Here is a 19,854-nt window from a genome sequence, read left to right as displayed (position 1 = left end):
CGTAGAACTGCCCCCGGCCGCGGTTGCGGGCGGGGGCAGTTCTACGGAGGCGCGTCGTCGGGGCGGGACCCCCTAGAGCACGCACTCCGCCTCGGCGTACCGATCGGCCGGAACGGTCTTCAGCGTCTCGACCGCCTTCGCCAGCGGGACCATCACGATGTCGGTACCGCGCAGCGCGGTCATCATCCCGAACTCGCCCCGGTGCGCCGCCTCCACCGCGTGCCAGCCGAACCGGGTCGCCAGGACGCGGTCGTACGCGGTCGGGGTGCCACCGCGCTGGACGTGGCCGAGGATGACCGGGCGGGCCTCCTTGCTGAGCCGCTGCTCCAGCTCGCCGGCGAGCTGCGTGGCGACCCCGGCGAACCGCTCGTGGCCGTAGATGTCCTTGACGCCCTGCTCGAACTGCATCGAGCCCTCGCGGGGCTTGGCGCCCTCGGCCACCACCACGATGGCGAACTTCTTGCCCGCCTGGAACCGCTTGCCGACCAGCTTGGTCAGCTCGTCGATGTCGAAGGGACGCTCCGGCACGACGATGGCGTGGGCACCGGCGGCCATCCCCGAGTGCAGCGCGATCCAGCCGGTGTGGCGGCCCATGACCTCGACGATCAGCACGCGCTGGTGCGATTCGGCGGTGGTCTTCAGCCGGTCCAGAGCCTCGGTGGCGACGCCGACGGCGGTGTCGAAACCGAAGGTGACGTCGGTGGAGGCGATGTCGTTGTCGATGGTCTTGGGGACGCCGACGATGGGCAGCCCGGCCTCGGAGAGGAGGTTGGCCGCCTTGAGCGTGCCCTCGCCGCCGATCGGGATGATGGCGTCCAGGCCGAGGTCGGCGACATGGCCGCGGGCCCGCTCCACACCGTCGCGCAAGTGCGCGGGCTGGACCCGGGAGGAGCCGAGGATCGTGCCGCCGAGAGCCAGGATGCCGCCCACCGCGTCGAGGTCGAGCTTGCGGTAGTCGGCCTCCAGCAGGCCCTTCCACCCGTCGTGGAAGCCGATGACCTCGTCGCCGTGGTCCACCACCGCGCGGTGCACGACGGAACGGATGACGGCGTTGAGGCCGGGGCAGTCGCCGCCGGAGGTGAGTACGCCAATGCGCATGGCCCGGAAACCTTTGCAACGTTAAGTCGACGACCGGACCACGTCGTCCGGTTGGATCCCCGCCACCCTACCGGCGCGGGGTGGCGGGACCGAACCGGCCGTCCGCCTGCTGGACTCCGCTCGATCGAGCGGAAAACCCCTCAGGCGGACACCGCTCAAGCGAGCGGAAAGCCCCTCATCAGGCGGGCTGCGTCGCGGCGGCGATCCGCTCGGAGCGCAGCGCCTCGTACCAGCGGTCGTCCGTCGGCGGCAGCGCGTTCACATCGAGGGCCAGCTTCAGCAGGTGGTCCGCGATCTGCGGGTTGCGTGCCATGACGGGACCGTGCATGTACGTCCCGAAGACGGTGTCGTTGTACGCGCCCTCGGTGCCGTCCCCCGTGCCGTTGCCCCGGCCGAACCGCACCCGGGCGAACGGCCGTGCCGTCGGGCCGAGGTGGGTGACGCCCTGGTGGTTCTCGAACCCGGTCAGCGGCTCCAGACCGAGCTGCGGGTCGATGTCGGCCAGCACGTCACCGACGCACCGGGCCCCCTCGCCACGGGTCGAGACCACGTCGAGGAGACCGAGACCCGGCTCGCGCTCACCGAGGTCGTTGATGAACTCGTGGCCGAGGATCTGGTACCCCGCGCAGACCGAGAAGATGATCGCGCCGTTGGAGGCGGCCCGGCTCAGCCCGCCGTCACGGCGCAGCCGCTCCGCCGCGAGGCGCTGCGGCCGGTCCTCGCCGCCGCCGATCAGATAGATGTCGCCGGACGTCGGCACCGGCTGGTCGCTGCGCACGTCGACGCGCTGCACGTCCAGACCGCGCTGCCGGGCCCGCCGCTCCACGACCAGGGCGTTGCCCTGGTCGCCGTAGGTGCTGAGCAGGTCGGGGTAGACCCAGACCAGACGCAGACCGTTGTTGCTCATGCTTCGTCCTCTCCGGAGGTGGCCGGGGCCGGGGTCAGTTGCCGACACGACGGCGCAGGTCCTGGAAGGCGGTGTAGTTGGCGATGACCTCGATACGGCCCGGCGGGGCGTACTGCACGGCCTCGTCGAGGTTCTCGCAGACCCGGAAGTCGAGCCCGGCGACCTCCAGGCGGACCGCGAGGTCGAGCTTGCGGTCACCGAGCACGAAGATCGGGTGACCGGCGAGCTGGGTGTAGTCCACGTCCCAGAGCCAGGAGGTGTCGGTGCCGTCCGCGCCACGGGCGTTGACGGAGAGGATCACCGGCGTCGGCGGCGGGTCGATCAGTGAGAAGGTCTCCAGCCAGCCGGCCGGGTTCTTTGCCAGCAGCAGCCGCAGCTCACGGTTCTGGAAGTTCACGACGTCGTACCGTCCGGCGACCGCCTGCACCTGGTACATCCGCTCCAGGGCGACCTGCGGCGGCACCCCGAAGACGGCGGCGACGGCGGCCGAGCTGGCGGCGTTGGCCTTGTTGGCGCGGCCGGGCAGCTGGAGGTGGATCGGCCAGGCCGAACCGTGCGGGTCCAGGACGTAGTCGCCGTTGAGCGCCCAGCTCGGGGCGGGGCGGCGGAAGCCGCACTGCCCGCAGAACCAGTCGTCGCCGGGGCGCTGCATCACACCGCCGCAGGACGGGCAGGACCAGGCGTCGTCCTTCCACGCCTGACCGGCCGCCACCCACACCACGTTGGGTGAGGAGGAGGCCGCCCAGACGACCAGCGGGTCGTCCGCGTTGGCGATGACCACGGCCTTGGAGCCGGAGAGGCCCTCGCGCCAGTGCTCGGCCATCATCCGGGTCTCGGCCGCGCGGTCCAGCTGGTCGCGGGAGAGGTTGAGCAGCGCGATCGCCTTGGGGGTGGTGTCCCGGGCGACCCCGGCCAGATACTTCTCGTCGACCTCGATCACCCCGAACTTCGCGTCCGAGCCGCCGGCCAGCGCCGAGGTGATGCCCGCGGGCATGTTGGCGCCCAGCGCGTTCGACACGACGGGCCCGGCGGCCCGCAGCGCCTCCGCGATCAGCCGTGTGGTGGTCGTCTTGCCGTTCGTCGCCGACACGAGGATCACGTCCAGGTGCTGCGCCAGCCGCCCCAGCAGGTCGGGGTCGAGTTTGAGCGCCACCCGGCCGCCGATCACCGATCCGCTGCCCCGCCCCGCGGCGCGTGACACCGCCGCCGCGGCCTTGCCCGCCGTCACGGCCAGCTTGGCCCGCGGCGACAACGGCTCCGTGTTGCCTGCCATCGTCCTAGATCCTCCTTGCATCGGTCCGCGCCCAGCCTATCGATGTCCGCCCGGGCGACCGCACCGCGGCACCACGGGAACTCCCCGGTGACGGCGGAACGTACGCTTGCCCGCATGCGAAACCGCCCGATCCCCGGCAGTTCCGGACTCGTCCGTGAGATGAGTCTGCTCGGCGACCCGTTGCTCCACCGCGCCTGTGAGGACGTCACGGATTTCGGCCCCTCGCTCGCGCGGCTGGTCGAGGACATGTTCGCCACGATGTACGCCGCGCAGGGCGTCGGGCTCGCCGCCAACCAGATCGGCGTCCCGCTCAGGGTGTTCGTCTACGACTGCCCGGACGACGACGACGTCCGTCACCTGGGACACGTCGTCAACCCCGAACTGGTCGAGGCGGACGGTCTTACCGTACGCGGACCGGAGGGCTGTCTGTCACTTCCGGGTCTGGAAGCGGGCACGGAACGCTTCGACCACGCGGTGGTCGAGGGGCTGACGATGACGGGGGAGCCGGTGCGGATCGCGGGGACGGGGTGGTTCGCCCGGTGCCTCCAGCACGAGTGCGACCACCTGGACGGGACGGTGTACACCGACCGGCTGACCGGGCTGCGCCGGTCCTGGGCCCTGCGCGCGGCGCGCAGGGCGCCGTGGGCCCGCAAGGACTAGGGGCTGAGGACTGAGGCTCCGGTCCTCGGAACCCCGGGCCGCCGCCGTACGGGAGACGGGGCGGATCACCGTACGGGAGGCGGGGCGGATCACCGTACGGGAGGCGGGCGGGTCAGAACCCCGGGCCGCCCTGCACGTCACGGTCGCCCGCCTCCGCCAGCCGCCCCCACAGCAGGTCGGCCATGCTGCGCACCAGCCGCTCGCGGGAGCAGGGCCGGTCGCCCAGCCACCAGTCACCCGCCGCGTGCATCATGCCGACGATCCCGTGGCCCCAGATGCGGGCCATCTGCTCGCTGTCGGGCCCCAGGTCCACCCGCTCGGCGATCACCTGGCCCAGCTCCTCGCCGAGTCGGCGCAGCAGCGGGGCGGAGTGGCGGCCGACGTCGAAGCCCCGCTCGGAGGAGAGGGCCGCCTCCGCGGACGTGGCCGAGTCGTCGGCGGGGTGCATCAGGAAGCGGTAGACCTGGGGTCGGGCCTCGATCGCGGCGAGATAGGTGTCGAGCGTGGACTCGACCCGGGCGCGGCGCTCGGCGGGGGCGTCCAGGGCCGCGCGCAGCGCGCTGAGGAGGGCGTCGGTGTGGCGGGTGGCCAGGGCGCGGTAGAGGCCGCCCTTGTCCCCGAAGTGGCGGTAGAGGATGGGCTTGGTGATTCCGGCCTCGGCCGCGATCGCGTTCATCGAGGCCTGCGGTCCGTCCCTGAGCACCACCCGGTCCGCCGCTTCGAGCAGCTCGCGGCGGCGGGCCTCGGCGGCGGTCCGCTGCCGTTCGGCGCTCCGCGTGGTCTCCATGTCTTCTCTCCCGCCCCTGGCCGTGCAACTTCTTCACGTCTGCTTCTTCGCGCCTGCGCAACGTAACACCACGCCCGGCGCGCTTGTCGATCAGTACCGGGGCTGTTGACAGCGGCTACTGTCCGGTAACAGACTGCTGTTACCGCAAGTAACGCATGGCTTTCACGGCAGTGCATGGAGGGGAACATGGCCGAGTTCACGCTCGATCTCAACGACGACCAGAAGCAGGTCCGTGACTGGCTTCACGGCTTCGCGGCGGACGTGATCCGTCCCGCGGCCTCGGAGTGGGACGAGCGTGAGGAGACGCCCTGGCCCGTCATCCAGGAGGCGGCCAAGGTCGGCATCTACTCCCTCGACTTCTACGCACAGCAGTTCTTCGACCCTACGGGGCTCGGCATCCCCGTGGCCATGGAAGAGCTGTTCTGGGGCGACGCGGGCATCGCCCTGTCCATCGTCGGTACCGGCCTGGCGGCCGTCGGCGTCCTCGCCAACGGTACCGAGGAGCAGATCGGCACCTGGATCCCGCAGATGTACGGCGACGCGAACGACGTGAAGGTCGCGGCCTTCTGCTCCTCCGAGCCCGACGCCGGCTCCGACGTCGCCTCCATGCGGACGCGGGCCGTGTACGACGAGGCCAAGGACGAGTGGGTCCTCAACGGCACCAAGACCTGGGCGACCAACGGCGGCATAGCAGGCGTCCACGTGGTCGTCGCCGTCGTCGACCCCGGCCTCGGCTCCAAGGGCCACGCCTCCTTCATCGTGCCGCCCGCCACCCCCGGCCTCTCCCAGGGCCAGAAGTTCAAGAAGCACGGCATCCGGGCCTCGCACACCGCCGAGGTGGTCCTGGAGGACGTCCGCGTCCCCGGCCACTGCCTGCTCGGCGGCAAGGAGAAGCTGGACGAGCGGCTCGCCCGCGCCCGGGAGCGCGCCGAGGCGGGCGGCGAGCGGGTGAAGAACGCGGCGATGGCCACCTTCGAGGCCTCCCGCCCGGCCGTCGGCGCGATGGCCGTCGGCACCGCCCGAGCCGCCTACGAGGTCGCCCTCGACTACGCGAAGACGCGCAGCCAGTTCGGCCGCCCGATCATCGACAACCAGGGCATCGCCTTCCAGCTCGCCGACATGCGGACGCGGATCGACGCGGCCCGGCTGCTGGTCTGGCGTGCCTCCTGGATGGCCACCACCGGCAAGCCGTTCACCTCGGCCGAGGGCTCCATGTCCAAGCTGTACGCCAGCGAGACCGCCAAGAGCGTCACCGCCCAGGCGATCCAGATCCTGGGCGGCAACGGCTTCACCCGGGAGTACCCGGTGGAGCGGATGCACCGGGACGCGGCGATCTACACCATCTTCGAGGGCACCAGCGAGATCCAGCGCCTGGTGATCGCGCGCACGCTGTCGGGGATGCCGATCCGCTGACGGGCGCACGGCAGGGGCTGCCCGGGATCAGTGCCCCGGGCGGCCCCTGCCCTGCTCGGGTGCTCAGGAGGGCAGCTGCGCCTCGATCGCCGCCACGACCTCCGTCGACTCCGGCTCGCTGCTCGGGCGGAGCCGGGCGACCGGCTCACCGGCCGGGGAGATCACGAACTTCTCGAAGTTCCACTGGACGTCCCCGGCCTCCCCGTCCGTGTCGGCCAGCTTCGTCAGCTCCGCGTACAGCGGGTGCCGGTCGGCCCCGTTGACGTCGACCTTCTCCAGGAGCGGGAAGGTGACCCCGTACGTCGTCGAGCAGAACGTCTCGATCTCCTCCGCGCTCCCCGGCTCCTGCCCCGCGAACTGGTTGCAGGGCACGCCGAGCACGGTCAGCCCCCGGTCCCCGTACGTCTGCTGCAACCGCTCCAGGCCCTCGTACTGCGGGGTGAGCCCGCACTTGGACGCCACGTTCACCAGCAGGACGGCCCGGCCGCTCCAGGCGCCCAGGGTGGTCGGTTCGCCGGTGAGGGTGCGCAGCGGAATGTCGTGCAGCGTCATGAAGTTCTCTCCCTGATCATCGTGTGTGGTGCTCATCGTGCCGCTCCCCGGCTGCCGCTCACGGGCCGGTGAGTTCCTTGTAGTAGAAGGTGGTCGGCTTGAGGCTGCCCGCCGGATCGGCCGCGTATCCCGGTACGGAGCCGACCTCCGTCCACCCCGCCTTGCAGTACACCTGCTCGGCCAGGCTGCCGCTCTCGGTGTCCAGGATCAGCAGCGTGATGCCCTCCACCTCCGCGTACGCCTCCACCGCCGCCAGCAGCGCCCGCCCGAGCCCCTGCCCCCGGGCCGAGGGCCGCACCATCAGCTTGGCGACCTCCGCCCGGTGGCGGGCGTTCGGCAGCGGCGCCCGGACCAGGGCGATCGTCCCGGCGACCCGGCACCCCTCACGGGCGATCCAGATGGCCACCTCACCGCTCTCCACGGCCGCCGCACGCGCCCGCCACCAGACGGCCGCCGTCTCCCGGTCCAGCGGCGCCAGGAACCCCACCGAGGAGCCCTCCTCGACGGTCTCCACCAGCAGCTCGGCCATCTCATCGGCGTACGTGACCAGCTCGGGGCCGCTCACGTGGACGATCTCGGTCATGGGTACGGGGTCCTTTCGAGCGGAACAGTCACAGGGGAACGGGCACACCGGTCGGGCCCCGACAGCGGCTCCCGACCACGGCCCCCGATGAGGAAGGATCTCCCCCGTGCAGTCTTCCGAACCCTTCCCCGAACCGCTGCCCGCACTCGACCGCGGGGAGCATTCCGGTGACACCCCCTCCCGCCGCCCGATCCGCTGCCGCCTCTGCGGCCGCCCCCTCACCGGCGCCGGCTCCCGCCGCACCGGCCTCGGCCCGTCCTGCGACGCCAAACTGCACCCGCCGCCCCCGGCCATCCGCACCCGCCGCCACGAGGTCGACCAGGACCCGCTGCCGGGGACGTAGGGAGGGAGCGAGAGACCCCCTACCGGCCGTCCAGCCGCCGGAAGAGCCCCTCCTGCACCACCGACACCAGCAACTGCCCCGACCGGTCGTAGATCCGGCCCCGCGCCAGACCCCGCCCGCCCGTCGCGATCGGCGACTCCTGGTCGTACAGGAACCACTCGTCCGCCCGGAACGGCCGGTGGAACCACATCGCGTGGTCCAGGGACGCCATGTCGAAGCCGCGCGGGCCCCACAGCGGCTCCACCGGGATGCGCACCGCGTCCAGGAGCGTCATGTCGCTCGCGTACGTCAGCGCGCAGGTGTGCACCAGGGGGTCTTCGCCCAGCGGGCCCACCGCGCGCATCCACACCGCGCTGCGCGGATCGGCGTCCTTGATCTCCTCGTGGGTCCAGCGCAGCCGGTCGACGTAGCGGATGTCGAAGGGCTGGCGGCGGGCCATCCGCTCCAGGGCCTCCGGCAGCGAGCCCAGGTGCTCGCGCACCTCGTCGGCGACCGTCGGCAGCTCCTCCGGGTCCGGGACGGCCCGAGCGGGCGGCAGCTGGTGCTCGAAGCCCGCCTCCTCGGGGCGGTGGAAGGAGGCCGTCAGGTTGAAGATCGTCCGGCCCTCCTGGACGGCCGTCACCCGGCGGGTGGTGAAGGAGCGGCCGTCGCGCACCCGCTCCACCTGGTAGACGATCGGTACGCCGGGGCGCCCCGGGCGCAGGAAATAGGCGTGCAGCGAGTGCACCGGGCGCTCCCCGTCGGTGGTGCGGCCCGCCGCCACCAGCGCCTGGCCCGCGACCTGCCCGCCGAAGACCCGTTGCAGGGACTCCTGGGGGCTGCGGCCGCGGAAGATGTCGACCTCGATCCGCTCCAGGTCGAGAAGGTCCACCAGGCGCTCGGCCGGATTCGTCATGCGCTGCCTCTCCACTTGATCGGGGGGTGCCCTACAGCTGGCCGACCTTCGTGACCCGGACGACCGCCCGGCCCTCCTCGTCGGACGCTGCCAGGTCCACCTCGGCCTGGATGCCCCAGTCGTGGTCGCCCGCCGGGTCCGCGAACGCCTGCCAGACCCGCCACAGCCCGTGCGCCGGGTCCTCCTCGATCTTCAGCAGCTTCGGCCCGCGCGCGTCGGGACCGGTGCCGATCTCCTCGTGCGCGTCCCAGTACGCGTCCAGGGCCTCGCCCCACGCGTCCTCGTCCCACCCGGAGTCGCCGTCCAGCTCGCCCAGGTCCCGCACCCGGTCCAGCGCGGCCAGCTCCACGCGGCGGAACATCGCGTTGCGCACGAGCACCCGGAAGGCGCGCGGGTTGGCCGTGACCGGCTTGACCTCGTCCGCCTTCTCCTGGGCCTCCTCGGCGGTCTCCACCTCCGGGTTGGCCAGCTGCTCCCACTCGTCCAGCAGACTGGAGTCCACCTGGCGGACCATCTCGCCCAGCCAGGAGATCAGGTCCTGGAGGTCCTCCGACTTCAGGTCGTCCGGGATCGTGTGCTCCAGCGCCTTGTACGCGCTCGCCAGATACCGCAGGACGATGCCCTCGGTCCGGGCCAGCTCGTAGTGCGAGGTGAACTCGGTGAAGGTCATGGCCCGTTCGAACATGTCCCGGATCACCGACTTCGGCGAGACCGGGTGGTCGCTCACCCACGGGTGGCTGCGGCGGTACACGTCGTAGGCGTGCCACAGCAGCTCGCTCAGCGGCTTGGGGTAGGTGACCTCCTGGAGCCGCTCCATCCGCTCCTCGTACTCCACCCCGTCGGCCTTCATCTGCCCCACGGCCTCGCCGCGCGCCTTGTTCTGCTGGGCCGCCAGGATCTGCCGCGGATCGTCCAGCGTCGACTCGACGACCGAGACCATGTCCAGGGCGTACGACGGCGATTCGGGGTCCAGCAGGTCGAAGGCGGCCAGCGCGAACGTCGACAGCGGCTGGTTCAGCGCGAAGTCCTGCTGGAGATCGACCGTGAGGCGGACGATCCGGCCCTCCGCGTCCGGGACCTCCAACCGCTCGACCACTCCGCCGTCCAGCAGCGAACGGTAGATCGCGATGGCCCGCCGGATGTGCCGCAGCTGCGCCCGGCGCGGCTCGTGGTTGTCCTCCAGCAGGCTCCGCATCGCCTCGAAGGCGTTCCCCGGGCGCGCGATCACCGCCAGCAGCATCGTGTGCGTCACCCGGAATCGCGAGGTCAGCGGCTCCGGCTCGGACTGGATCAGCTTGTCGAACGTCGTCTCCGACCAGGCGACGAACCCCTCGGGGGCCTTCTTGCGGACCACCTTGCGCTTCTTCTTCGGGTCGTCGCCCGCCTTCTTCAGCGCCTTCTCGTTCTCGATGACGTGCTCGGGGGCCTGTGCCACCACGAACCCGGCCGTGTCGAACCCGGCCCGCCCGGCCCGCCCCGCGATCTGGTGGAACTCCCGCGCGCGCAGCGTCCGCACCCGGTTCCCGTCGTACTTCGTGAGTGCCGTGAACAGCACCGTACGGATGGGCACGTTGACGCCCACGCCGAGGGTGTCCGTCCCGCAGATCACCTTCAGCAGCCCCGCCTGGGCCAGCTTCTCCACCAGGCGGCGGTACTTGGGCAGCATCCCCGCATGGTGCACCCCGATGCCGTGGCGGACGTAACGGGAGAGGTTCTGGCCGAACTTGGTGGTGAAGCGGAAGCTGCCGATCAGATCGGCGATCTTCTCCTTCTCCTCCTTCGTGCACATGTTGATGCTCATCAGCGACTGCGCCCGCTCGACGGCCGCCGCCTGCGTGAAGTGCACGATGTAGACCGGCGACTGCCGGGTGCCCAGCAGCTCGGTCAGCGTCTCGGTGATCGGCGTGAAGCGGTACTCGTAGCTCAGCGGCACCGGGCGGGTCGCCGAACGCACCACGGAGGTGGGGCGGCCGGTGCGCCGCGTCAGGTCCTTCTCGAACATCGAGACGTCGCCGAGCGTCGCCGACATCAGGACGAACTGGGCCTGCGGCAGCTCCAGCAGCGGGATCTGCCACGCCCAGCCCCGGTCCGGCTCGGCGTAGAAGTGGAACTCGTCCATCACGACCTGGCCGATGTCGGCGTACTTCCCGTCGCGCAGCGCGATGGAGGCCAGCACCTCGGCCGTACAGCAGATCACCGGGGCGTCCGCGTTGACCGAGGCGTCACCGGTCAGCATCCCGACGTTCTCGGTGCCGAAGAGCTTGCACAGGTCGAAGAACTTCTCCGAGACCAGCGCCTTGATCGGCGCGGTGTAGAAGGTCACCTTGTCCTGGGCCAGCGCGGTGAAGTGCGCCCCCGCCGCCACCAGGCTCTTGCCCGAGCCGGTCGGGGTGGACAGGATCACGTTCGCCCCGGAGACCACCTCGATCAGCGCCTCCTCCTGAGCCGGGTACATCGTGATGCCCTGGCTCTCGGTCCATGACGAGAAGGCCTCGAAGAGGGCGTCCGGGTCGGCGGTCTGCGGCAGCTGGTCGATGAGGGTCACGCCCCCATCTTGCCTGTCTTCCGCCCGGATGAGGGAACCGGCGGACACGACGAAGATCATGGACGATACGCTGCGCATCCAACCAGCCCACGCCGTACCGGTGATGGGCCCATGACGAACTGGGGGCGGAAGCGACCATGATGGGACCGGCGCACTCTCTGTCAGGGGCAGCGGCCTGGCTGGGGGTGGGTGCGGCGGCTGCCGCGGCGGGCCACGCGATGCCCTGGCCCGTCCTCGTCGTCGGAGCGCTGATCTGCGCGGGCGCCGCGCTCGCCCCCGACCTCGACCACAAGTCCGCGACCATCTCGCGCGCCTTCGGGCCGATCTCCAAGACCCTCTGCGAGGTCGTCGACAAACTCTCCTTCGCCGTCTACAAGGCCACGAAGAGCAAGGCCGACCCCCGGCGCACCGGCGGCCACCGCACCCTGACCCACACCTGGTTCTGGGCCGTCCTCGTCGGCGCCGGCTGCTCCGCCGCCGCGATGTTCGGCGGACGCTGGGCCGTCCTCGGCATCCTCTTCGTCCACCTGGTGCTGGCCGTGGAGGGCCTGCTCTGGCGGGCCGCCCGGGTCTCCAGCGACGTGCTCGTCTGGCTGCTCGGCGCCACCAGCGCCTGGATCCTCGCGGGCGTCCTGGACCAGCCGGGCCACGGGGCGAACTGGCTCTTCGACGCCCCCGGGCAGGAGTACCTGTGGCTCGGCCTGCCCATCGTGCTCGGCGCCCTGGTCCACGACATCGGGGACGCGCTGACCGTCTCGGGCTGCCCGGTCCTGTGGCCCATCCCGATCGCCGGCAAGCGCTGGTACCCGATCGGGCCGCCGAAGCCCATGCGGTTCCGGGCCGGCAGCTGGGTGGAGATGAAGGTGCTGATGCCCGCGTTCATGGTGCTCGGGGGGGTGGGGGCGGCAGCCGCCCTCAACTTCATATGACGCACCCGCGGCCATCCGCCGTCCGGTGCGCGGGCGGCTTCGCGCCGCGCCTTCGGCGGGCGGTCCGCCCCCGCCCGTAGCACCATGGCCGCATGCTGCTCGCCGAGCTCGCCCAGGTCTCCCTGGAGGTCGCCGCCACCTCCGCCCGGTCCCGCAAGGTGGCGCTGCTCGCCGCGCTCTTCCGGGACGCCGGACCCGACGACGTACCCGTCGTCATCCCGTATCTCGCCGGGCGGCTGCCCCAGGGGCGGCTCGGCGTCGGCCGGCGGTCCCTCGGCGACCCCGTCGAACCCGCCGCCGAGCCCACGCTCACCGTCACCGGGGTCGACGCCGAGCTGACCGCGCTGGCCGCCGTCTCCGGGACCGGCTCCCAGGCGCTGCGGCGCGAACGGCTGCGGGCCCTGTTCGCCGCCGCCACCGCCGACGAGCAGCACTTCCTGAAGGCCCTTCTCACCGGGGAGGTCCGCCAGGGCGCCCTGGACGCCGTCGCCGCCGACGCGCTGGCCAAGGCCGCCGGGGCCCCGCCCGCCGACGTACGCCGGGCCGTGATGCTCGCCGGATCGCTCCCGGAGGTGGCCCGGCCCCTCCTCGCTGACGGCCCCGGAGCGCTCGCCGCCTTCCGCCTCACCGTGGGGCGGCCGGTCCAGCCGATGCTGGCCCACACCGCCGCCTCCGTCACCGAGGCCGTCGAGAAGCTCGGCCCCTGCGCGGTGGAGGAGAAGCTCGACGGCATCCGGGTCCAGGTGCACCGGGACGGCGACCGGGTCCGCGCCTACACCCGGACGCTCGACGACATCACCGACCGGCTGCCCGAACTCGTCACCGCCGTGGCCGCGCTGGAGGCCGGGCGGTTCATCCTGGACGGCGAGGTGATCGCCCTGGGGGACGACGGCAGGCCGCGCCCCTTCCAGGAGACCGCCTCCCGGGTGGGTTCGCGCCGTGACGTGGCCGCCGCTGCCGCCGGCGTACCGGTCGTGCCCGTCTTCTTCGACGCCCTCTCCGTCGACGGAGACGACCTGCTCGACCTTCCCTTCGCCGAGCGCCACGCCGCCCTGGCCACGCTGGTCCCCGAGACGCTGCGGGTCCGGCGCGCGCTCGTGCCCGACCCGGCGGACGCGGACGCCCGCCGGGCCGCAGAGGCGTTCCTTGCCGCGACCCTGGAACGCGGCCACGAAGGCGTCGTCGTCAAGGACCTCGCCGCCGCCTACAGCGCGGGCCGTAGGGGCGCCTCCTGGCTGAAGGTCAAGCCGGTGCACACCCTGGACCTGGTGGTGCTGGCCGCCGAGTGGGGGAGCGGGCGGCGCACCGGCAAGCTCTCCAACCTCCACCTGGGCGCCCGCCGCCCCGACGGCACGTTCGCCATGCTCGGCAAGACCTTCAAGGGGCTCACCGACGCCCTGCTGGAGTGGCAGACCGAGAAGCTGCGGGAACTGGCGACCGGCGAGGACGGACACGTCGTGACCGTACGCCCCGAACTCGTCGTGGAGATCGCCTACGACGGACTCCAGCGCTCCACCCGCTACCCGGCCGGTGTCACCCTCCGCTTCGCCCGCGTCCTGCGCTACCGCGAGGACAAGACCGCGCGGGAGGCCGACACGGTGGAGACGGTCCTCTCGCAGCAGCGCTGAGCCGCGCCCCCCGGGACAGCGGGGGCGCGGCTCGGACGCCGGTGCTCAGTGTGCTCAGTGCTTGATGACCGACGACTGCGTGTGCTCCTTGATCTGCTCGGGCGTCAGGTAGGCGCCCGTGTACTCGAAGTCCCGCAGGGTCGCCGGCTTGCGGGACTGGAACCCGGTCCGTACGAAGTCGTCCCCGGCGACCGCGTTGAGCAGCCAGTTCGTCATGACCCGGGTCTTGGCCACGTTCGTCCGCAGCGCCGACCAGTGGTAGCCGCGCGCCACCGCCTGCGCGGGCAGCCCGTGCAGCTCGATGCCGAGCGGCTTGGAGACCGCGTCCTTGCCGCCGAGGTCCACGACGAGCCCCAGGTCCTTGTGGACGTAGTCCCTGAGCGGCTGACGGCGCAGCGAGGCGATCAGGTTGTCCGCCATCACCTTGCCCTGGCGCATGGCGTGCTGGGCGGTCGGCGGGCAGACGGCCCCGTCGCCCTTCGCCAGATCGGGCACCGCCGCCGCGTCCCCGAGCGCGAACACCCCGTCCGCCCCCGGCAGCCTCATCTGCGGGGTCACGGCCAAACGGCCGCGTACGGTCTCCGCGCCCAGCGTGGCGATCAGCGGGCTGGCGGCCACCCCCGCGGTCCAGATCAGCGTCCGACAGGGCAGCACCCTGCCGTCGGTGAACGTGACCTCCTCGGCGGCGGCCTTGGCGATCGAGACGCCGAGCGACACCTCGATGTCCCGCCTGCGCAGCACGTCCAGGGCGGCGCGGCCCAGCTTGTCGCCCAGCTCCGGCATCAGCTTGGGCGCGATGTCGATCAGATGCCACTTGATCAGCTTCGGGTCCAGCCGCGGATAGTGCCGGATCGCGTTGGTGGTCAGGCGCTGGAGGCAGGCGGCCGTCTCCGTGCCCGCGTAACCGCCGCCGACCACGACGAACTGGAGGCGGGACGCCCGCTCCGCCTCGTCCTGGCTGGCATCGGCCAGATCGAGCTGGGCGATGACGTGGTCGCGGACGTACGCCGCCTCCGCCAGCGTCTTCATCCCGCGCGCATGGTCCAGCAGCCCGGGGATGTCGAAGGTCCGGGTCACACTGCCGGCCGCCAGCACGATGTAGTCGTACGGCTCGGTCACGACCTCGTCCGTGATCTTCCGGATGACGCAGACCTTGGCCTCGGTGTCCACACCGATCGCGCCGCCGGGGATGATCCGGGTGCGGTGGCGGCGGCTGCGGCGCAGCGAGACCGCCACCGACTGGGGGGTGAGCACGCCGGAGGCCACCTGGGGCAGCAGCGGCAGATAGAGCTGGTACGAGAACGGCGTGACGAGCGCGATCTCGGCCTCGCCCGGAGCGAGCCTGCGCTCCAGCCGTTGTACACATTCGACACCTGCGAAGCCGGCGCCGACGACGAGAATCCTGGGTGGTGCCACGGTCTGCGTCCCTTCTCGGGCTTGCGTGGTTCTGCGCTCGCCTGCCCCGTATACCGGCCGATGCACTCCTCATCCTCACCGGATGCACCCCGCTCCGCCTCCCGGCGGGGGTGAACGGGCCGCCGCACGGTGGACGCGCGGCGGCCCGGATCACAGGGGCGGCTCGGTGTGCAGCTCGCGCAGCCAGTGGGCCGTCTCGGCGCCTCCGGGGGCGGCCGGAGCGTCCGGAGCAGGGAACATCCGGCCCCAGGAGGCGGCCCGGCCCAGCGCCGCCAGCCGCCACGCCGGGCCCACCGCCCGCCGCAGCTCACCCGCCGTCACCCCGTCGCCCGTCCACGGCTCCAGATAGGCGTCCCGCAGCCGGGGCAGGGCCTCGGGACCGAACCGGTCCTCGGCCGACCGCGCGGGGACCAGCAGACTGCAGAATGGGTGGCCGACCAGGGCGTCGCCCCAGTCGAAGAAGGTGAACCGCCCGGGGGCGGGTCGGAAGAGCTGGCCGTCGTGGAGATCGGCGTGGTCCAGCGAATCGGCCACGCCCACCGCGGCCAGCTCCTGGCACCACTCCACCAGCCGGGGCCGCAGCGCCACCAGTGCCACCCGCTCCTCCCGGCCCAGCGCCGTGTTCTCCGCCACCAGCGTGTCGAACAGCCCCGGCAGTTCGTCCGGCCGGGCACTCGGCACCCCCAGACCGGCCACCTTCTCCGCGTACGGGACGAGCGCCCGCTGCGCCACCGCGTAACCGCGCAGGGCGTCCTCCCAGTCCGCTAGCGTGCCCGCGCCCTCGTCCAGAACCTGCCGCAGCAGCGGCCCGCCGTCCGGCAGCAGCAACCAGCCGCGCTCCACGTCGACGGCGAGCGGCGTCAGGACATGGTCCGGCACCCAGTCGGCCAGGGCGGCGGAGAGGCCCGCCTCGAAGGCGGCGGCCGGGGGTACGGCCTTGAACCACACCGGCCGGTCACCGGGGCCACCAGTGACGGAGAACCGCACGAGCACCGACCAGGGCCGCAGCCGTACCTTCCGGGGGCCGGACTCGCGCAGCCCGCGGTCCGCCAGCCGCCCCAGCACCCACTCCAGGGCCTCCGCCCGGCGGTCCGGGTCGTCCCAGGGGGTCCGGGCGTCGGGGAAGCGCCCGCGGTCCAGGATCTCGGCCGTGCCGTCGTCATTCTTGTGCATCGGACGATTCGATCATTCGGCCGATCGGCCCCGCATCCCTATTTGGGACCGCCGCCCGCCCGGCCCCGTGACCCGTCGGAGGGCGGGGGAGGAGCGGCGAGTACGCTGCCGGTGCGTGCGCGGCCGTGCGGGCGCAGGCTCGGTCGCCCCGGCCGACCCCGATCCCTCTCCTTTTCTCTCTTCTGCTCTCCCTCTCCCGTGAAAGCCACTGGTATGCCGCCGCTCCGCCCGCCCGGCCCCGCCTCCGCGGCGGCCGGGGTCGTGCGCGGGGTGCGGGCGGGGGCGCTCGCGGTGCTGTGCGTGTCGCTGCCGCTGGCCGGTCATCTGCTCGCCCGCTGCGAGGCTCCCGCGTGGGTGCTCGTCGCGACGGCCGGGATGGTCGCGGGCCCGGCGGCGGTGACGCTGACCCGGCGGCGGCTGTCGGACGCCCAGGTCGTGGGGGTCCTCGCCGCCTCCCAGCTGGCCTACCACCTGGCGTACGCGCTGCCCGGCGTCTGCCGTGCGGTGGGTACGGCAGGGGTGCCGCTCTGGTCCGGGCACGGCGCGACCACCCATGTCCCCACGGGCGTGCTGCTCTCCGGGCAGCTGGTCGCCCTGCTCGTCGCGGCCCGCGCCCTGGGCCTGACGCAATTGCTGCTCGGTCGGGGGCGGCCGCTCCTGGCTGCGGTCGGCCGCCTCCTCACCCTCGTACGGCCCCCGGTCTCCGGCCCCCGCGTCCCGTGGCCGCACGGCAGGCACCGGGGGCGCACCCGGCGCCCGAAGTCGGCCGTCCTCGCGCGGCTGCGGTCGGGGCGGGCCCCGCCGCCCACCGTCCTCGCGCCGCCCTTCCGCACCGGACCGGCTCCGGTCGGCGGCCTCTGCCTGCCCTGACGGGCCCCGCGGGAGCCCGTCCTGCCCTGCCGGGCCCACGGCCCGCCGTGCCCGGCCCGTTCCGTGAGGACGAACGACCCATGAAGAAGCATCTGATCGTCGCCGCAGTGATCCTGGCGGCCTTCGCCGCAGGCCTCGGCTCCTTCCTGCTGCTGGCGCCCGACGACCGCGACCGGGGGCTGGCGGAGGTCGAAGCCGCCGCCCAGGCCCAGCCCGTACGGGAGACCAGCCACCGGCTCACCTCGCCCGAGCGGAGCGAGCTGACGGTGGTGGAGTTCCTGGACTTCGAGTGCGAGGCGTGCGGAGCGGTCTACCCCGCCGTGGAGAAGCTGCGCGCGGAGTACGGCGACCGGGTCACCTTCATCGCCCGCTACTTCCCCATGCCGGGCCACAAGAACGCCCAGCTCGCCGCCCGTACGGTCGAGGCCGCCGCCCAGCAGGGCAAGTTCGAGGAGATGTACGGCAAGCTCTTCGCCACCCAGGCCCAGTGGGGCGAGGCCACCGAGTCCAAGGAGGCCCTCTTCCGTGAGTACGCCGAGGGACTCGGCCTCGACATGGAGAAGTTCACCGCCGCATTGAACGACCCGGCCACCACCGAGCGGATCGAGGCCGACCAGCGCGACGGCCTGGGCCTGGGGGTCCAGGGCACGCCCACGTTCTTCGTCGACGGGCTCAGGATCCCCAACCCCGCCTCGTACGAGGAGTTCCGCGCGCTCATCGAGAAGAGGCTCGCGCGCACCTGACGCCCGCGGCGCCCACAGCCTGAACGAGGGGCGGCGGGCGCGGCTCGGCCCGGGGTCCGACGCCGGATCCCGGGGCTGACGCCCCACCCGCCCTGATCCCCCGCCCCCTGCCGGTGGCCTCGGATCCGCTCGGCCGGCCACGGAGGGGCCGCGGCCTCGGATCCGTGCGCCCCGCAGGAACGGCATCCCGCTGCGCGCCATCGACTCGTAGCGCCACGGCACCCGGCCTCGGCGAGCAGGAGAGGCGCCAGAGCGCGACGCTCACCGCGGCGGTGGCCGTGAGCACGCACACGTGACCCTGGTTGGTGGACCGCCCGGGACGACGGTCGGAGGCCACGGGGGAGGGCTCCTTCTCCCTCGGCCGCCGACCGCGGGGTCGTGCGGAGGCTGGGCCACGCGTCCTCAGCAACCTCGTGGCCGGAGTCCAAGCGTCCTCCGTCCGCCCGGAGTTCCGGCGCCCGCATGCGAGGATGCTGCGGTGACCACACCGTCCTCCCCGCCCGTGGCCGACGACTCTCCCGCCCCCGACGGGCCGCCCCGCGACCGGGGCATGGGCCAACGCGCCGCGGCGGTCCTCGTGTTCGGCTCCTCGGCCGCCGTCCTGGTGGTCGAGATCGTCGCGCTGCGGCTGCTGGCCCCCTACCTCGGCCTCACTCTCGAAACCAGCACCCTGGTCATCGGCATCGCCCTCACCGCGATCGCCCTGGGCTCCTGGCTGGGCGGGCGGGTCGCGGACCGGACCGACCCGCACCGGCTCATCGCCCCCGCCCTCGGGGTCTCGGGCGTGGTCGTCGCGCTCACCCCGCTCCTGCTCCGCACCACCGCGGAGTGGGCGGCCCCGGCGTTGCTGCTGGTCGCGGCGGGGACCCTGCTGGTGCCGGGCGCCCTGCTGTCGGCGGTGACCCCGCTCGTCACCAAACTGCGGCTCACCAGCCTCGCGGAGACCGGGACGGTGGTGGGGAGGCTCTCCGGCGTGGGCACCTTCGGCGCCATCGTCGGCACGGTCCTCACCGGCTTCGTCCTGATCTCGCGGCTGCCCGTCAGCTCCATCCTGATCGGCCTCGGCGCCCTGCTGGTGATCGGCGCCGTCCTCACCGGCCGGCGGGCCCGCCGCTGGCGCCGGGCCTCGGCCGTGGCCCTGGCCACCGTCGTCGTGGGCTCCCTCGCCACCGCGTTCGCCCCCGGCGGCTGCGACGCGGAGACCCGCTACCACTGCGCCCGGATCGTCGCGGACCCCGAGCGGGCCACCGGCCGCACCCTCGTCCTGGACGGGCTGCGCCACTCCTACGTGGACGTCGAGGACCCGACGTACCTCAGCTTCGGTTACGTACGCGCCATCGCGGCGGTCGTCGACACCGAGTTCCCCGCGGGCGAGCCGCTCGCCGCCCACCACATCGGGGGCGGCGGCCTCACCTTCCCCCGCTATCTCGCGGCCACCCGCCCCGGCACCCGCAGCCTCGTCTCCGAGATCGACGGCGGGGTCGTCCGTATCGACCACGAGCGGCTGAACCTCGGGGCCTCCACCGGCATCGACGTCCGCGTCGAGGACGCCCGGCTCGGCCTGAAGCGGTTGAAGGCCGACAGCCGCGACCTCGTCGTCGGGGACGCCTTCGGGGGTGTCAGCGTGCCGTGGCACCTCACCACGTCGGAGGCGTTGCGGGACGTACGGCGGGTGCTCAAGGGCGACGGGCTGTACGCGGTCAACCTCATCGACCACGGCCGGCTGGAGTTCGCCCGCGCCGAAGTCGCCACGCTGGCCCGGGTGTTCCGGTACGTCGCCGTGATCGGCGCCCCCGAGGACATCGGCCTGGACCCGGCCGCCGCGCCCGTGGGCGGCAACATGGTGGTGCTCGCCTCCGACCGGCCCTTCGACGCGCCCGCCGTCCAGGAGGCCCTGGACGCCCGGGAGACGGACTGGCGGATCGCCACGGGCGACACCGTCACCGCCTGGACCGGGGACGCCCGGGTCCTCACCGACGACCACGCCCCCGTCGACCAACTCCTCCAGCCCCACCGCACACCGACCGTACGGTGACCTC

At 72.7% G+C, this 19,854-nt stretch carries 18 protein-coding genes; 8 read left to right on the top strand and 10 right to left on the bottom strand.

Features of this window, described 5'->3' with window-relative positions:
- Positions 1 to 72 precede the first annotated feature (72 nt).
- The 3 genes from AC0682_RS13070 to AC0682_RS13060 all read right to left on the bottom strand — a co-directional run bounded on the left by AC0682_RS13070 (position 73) and on the right by AC0682_RS13060 (position 3,278).
- Entirely contained in the window at positions 73 to 1,098 is a 1,026-nt protein-coding gene (locus AC0682_RS13070) for a 6-phosphofructokinase (RefSeq protein ID WP_254813073.1), read from the bottom strand.
- 178 nt (positions 1,099 to 1,276) lie between these two features.
- On the bottom strand, positions 1,277 to 2,005 hold the full coding sequence (locus AC0682_RS13065; RefSeq protein ID WP_019766249.1) for a type 1 glutamine amidotransferase: 729 nt from the start codon (positions 2,003 to 2,005) through the stop codon (positions 1,277 to 1,279).
- Positions 2,006 to 2,039: 34 nt separating this feature from the next.
- Complete coding sequence (locus AC0682_RS13060; protein WP_019766250.1) at positions 2,040 to 3,278, bottom strand: MurT ligase domain-containing protein; 1,239 nt, start codon at positions 3,276 to 3,278, stop codon at positions 2,040 to 2,042.
- Between the two features lie 114 nt (positions 3,279 to 3,392).
- On the opposite strand from AC0682_RS13060, the gene def reads away from it, so the two are divergent.
- Positions 3,393 to 3,938, top strand: a complete 546-nt coding sequence (def, locus tag AC0682_RS13055; protein WP_254813074.1) for a peptide deformylase — start codon at positions 3,393 to 3,395, stop codon at positions 3,936 to 3,938.
- 112 nt (positions 3,939 to 4,050) lie between these two features.
- On the opposite strand, the gene AC0682_RS13050 is transcribed toward def, so the two are convergent.
- The gene (locus AC0682_RS13050; protein WP_254813075.1) at positions 4,051 to 4,725 is read right to left on the bottom strand and encodes a TetR/AcrR family transcriptional regulator; all 675 of its coding nucleotides are present in this window, start codon (positions 4,723 to 4,725) and stop codon (positions 4,051 to 4,053) included.
- A 186-nt stretch (positions 4,726 to 4,911) separates the two neighbouring features.
- Here AC0682_RS13050 and AC0682_RS13045 point away from each other — a divergent pair, with 186 nt between their 5' ends.
- Positions 4,912 to 6,138, top strand: a complete 1,227-nt coding sequence (locus tag AC0682_RS13045) for an acyl-CoA dehydrogenase family protein (RefSeq protein WP_478532777.1) — start codon at positions 4,912 to 4,914, stop codon at positions 6,136 to 6,138.
- 63 nt (positions 6,139 to 6,201) lie between these two features.
- Here AC0682_RS13045 and AC0682_RS13040 read toward each other — a convergent pair whose 3' ends face one another.
- On the bottom strand, positions 6,202 to 6,690 hold the full coding sequence (locus AC0682_RS13040; protein ID WP_478532842.1) for a glutathione peroxidase: 489 nt from the start codon (positions 6,688 to 6,690) through the stop codon (positions 6,202 to 6,204).
- Positions 6,691 to 6,748: 58 nt separating this feature from the next.
- Positions 6,749 to 7,273: a GNAT family N-acetyltransferase gene (locus AC0682_RS13035; protein ID WP_254813077.1), complete on the bottom strand. Its 525-nt coding sequence runs from the start codon at positions 7,271 to 7,273 to the stop codon at positions 6,749 to 6,751.
- Positions 7,274 to 7,379: 106 nt separating this feature from the next.
- Between AC0682_RS13035 and AC0682_RS13030 the strand changes: the two genes are divergently transcribed.
- Positions 7,380 to 7,616: a DUF6011 domain-containing protein gene (locus AC0682_RS13030; RefSeq protein WP_437441653.1), complete on the top strand. Its 237-nt coding sequence runs from the start codon at positions 7,380 to 7,382 to the stop codon at positions 7,614 to 7,616.
- A 19-nt stretch (positions 7,617 to 7,635) separates the two neighbouring features.
- Here AC0682_RS13030 and AC0682_RS13025 read toward each other — a convergent pair whose 3' ends face one another.
- Together AC0682_RS13025 and AC0682_RS13020 are read right to left on the bottom strand one after the other, a co-directional pair.
- Positions 7,636 to 8,511 (bottom strand): acyl-CoA thioesterase, encoded by an 876-nt coding sequence (locus AC0682_RS13025; RefSeq protein ID WP_254813078.1) that lies wholly within the window; start codon positions 8,509 to 8,511, stop codon positions 7,636 to 7,638.
- Positions 8,512 to 8,542: 31 nt separating this feature from the next.
- A complete protein-coding gene (locus AC0682_RS13020; RefSeq protein WP_478532774.1) occupies positions 8,543 to 11,116 on the bottom strand; it encodes a DEAD/DEAH box helicase in 2,574 nt (857 codons plus the stop codon).
- 77 nt (positions 11,117 to 11,193) lie between these two features.
- Here AC0682_RS13020 and AC0682_RS13015 point away from each other — a divergent pair, with 77 nt between their 5' ends.
- A complete protein-coding gene (locus AC0682_RS13015; protein WP_254813080.1) occupies positions 11,194 to 11,985 on the top strand; it encodes a metal-dependent hydrolase in 792 nt (263 codons plus the stop codon).
- Positions 11,986 to 12,077: 92 nt separating this feature from the next.
- A complete protein-coding gene (locus AC0682_RS13010; protein ID WP_478532773.1) occupies positions 12,078 to 13,613 on the top strand; it encodes an ATP-dependent DNA ligase in 1,536 nt (511 codons plus the stop codon).
- Between the two features lie 54 nt (positions 13,614 to 13,667).
- On the opposite strand, the gene AC0682_RS13005 is transcribed toward AC0682_RS13010, so the two are convergent.
- Both AC0682_RS13005 and AC0682_RS13000 read right to left on the bottom strand, forming a co-directional pair.
- A complete protein-coding gene (locus AC0682_RS13005; RefSeq protein ID WP_478532772.1) occupies positions 13,668 to 15,029 on the bottom strand; it encodes an NAD(P)/FAD-dependent oxidoreductase in 1,362 nt (453 codons plus the stop codon).
- Positions 15,030 to 15,179: 150 nt separating this feature from the next.
- On the bottom strand, positions 15,180 to 16,202 hold the full coding sequence (locus AC0682_RS13000) for an aminoglycoside phosphotransferase family protein (protein WP_478532770.1): 1,023 nt from the start codon (positions 16,200 to 16,202) through the stop codon (positions 15,180 to 15,182).
- Between the two features lie 198 nt (positions 16,203 to 16,400).
- On the opposite strand from AC0682_RS13000, the gene AC0682_RS12995 reads away from it, so the two are divergent.
- From AC0682_RS12995 to AC0682_RS12985, 3 genes are all read left to right on the top strand, one after another.
- Entirely contained in the window at positions 16,401 to 17,072 is a 672-nt protein-coding gene (locus AC0682_RS12995; RefSeq protein ID WP_478532768.1) for a hypothetical protein, read from the top strand.
- 80 nt (positions 17,073 to 17,152) lie between these two features.
- Complete coding sequence (locus tag AC0682_RS12990) at positions 17,153 to 17,815, top strand: DsbA family protein (protein WP_478532767.1); 663 nt, start codon at positions 17,153 to 17,155, stop codon at positions 17,813 to 17,815.
- Positions 17,816 to 18,293: 478 nt separating this feature from the next.
- Positions 18,294 to 19,850, top strand: a complete 1,557-nt coding sequence (locus AC0682_RS12985) for a fused MFS/spermidine synthase (RefSeq protein WP_478532766.1) — start codon at positions 18,294 to 18,296, stop codon at positions 19,848 to 19,850.
- The last annotated feature ends 4 nt before the right edge of the window (positions 19,851 to 19,854 follow it).

It is taken from the genome of Streptomyces sp. NPDC043746 (assembly GCF_056436485.1).
The sequence above is the reverse complement of the archived record's forward strand: the minus strand, read 5'-3'. Positions and strand labels throughout refer to the sequence as shown.

What these genes read in the sequence shown, in the direction of transcription:
- AC0682_RS13070 (WP_254813073.1), bottom strand. Translation starts at nt 1,098, where the DNA reads ATGCGCATTGGCGTACTCACCTCCGGCGGCGACTGCCCCGGCCTCAAC.
- AC0682_RS13065 (WP_019766249.1), bottom strand. Translation starts at nt 2,005, where the DNA reads ATGAGCAACAACGGTCTGCGTCTGGTCTGGGTCTACCCCGACCTGCTC.
- AC0682_RS13060 (WP_019766250.1), bottom strand. Translation starts at nt 3,278, where the DNA reads ATGGCAGGCAACACGGAGCCGTTGTCGCCGCGGGCCAAGCTGGCCGTG.
- def (WP_254813074.1), top strand. Translation starts at nt 3,393, where the DNA reads ATGCGAAACCGCCCGATCCCCGGCAGTTCCGGACTCGTCCGTGAGATG.
- AC0682_RS13050 (WP_254813075.1), bottom strand. Translation starts at nt 4,725, where the DNA reads ATGGAGACCACGCGGAGCGCCGAACGGCAGCGGACCGCCGCCGAGGCC.
- AC0682_RS13045 (WP_478532777.1), top strand. Translation starts at nt 4,912, where the DNA reads ATGGCCGAGTTCACGCTCGATCTCAACGACGACCAGAAGCAGGTCCGT.
- AC0682_RS13040 (WP_478532842.1), bottom strand. Translation starts at nt 6,690, where the DNA reads ATGACGCTGCACGACATTCCGCTGCGCACCCTCACCGGCGAACCGACC.
- AC0682_RS13035 (WP_254813077.1), bottom strand. Translation starts at nt 7,273, where the DNA reads ATGACCGAGATCGTCCACGTGAGCGGCCCCGAGCTGGTCACGTACGCC.
- AC0682_RS13025 (WP_254813078.1), bottom strand. Translation starts at nt 8,511, where the DNA reads ATGACGAATCCGGCCGAGCGCCTGGTGGACCTTCTCGACCTGGAGCGG.
- AC0682_RS13020 (WP_478532774.1), bottom strand. Translation starts at nt 11,116, where the DNA reads ATGATCTTCGTCGTGTCCGCCGGTTCCCTCATCCGGGCGGAAGACAGG.
- AC0682_RS13015 (WP_254813080.1), top strand. Translation starts at nt 11,194, where the DNA reads ATGATGGGACCGGCGCACTCTCTGTCAGGGGCAGCGGCCTGGCTGGGG.
- AC0682_RS13010 (WP_478532773.1), top strand. Translation starts at nt 12,078, where the DNA reads ATGCTGCTCGCCGAGCTCGCCCAGGTCTCCCTGGAGGTCGCCGCCACC.
- AC0682_RS13000 (WP_478532770.1), bottom strand. Translation starts at nt 16,202, where the DNA reads ATGCACAAGAATGACGACGGCACGGCCGAGATCCTGGACCGCGGGCGC.
- AC0682_RS12990 (WP_478532767.1), top strand. Translation starts at nt 17,153, where the DNA reads ATGAAGAAGCATCTGATCGTCGCCGCAGTGATCCTGGCGGCCTTCGCC.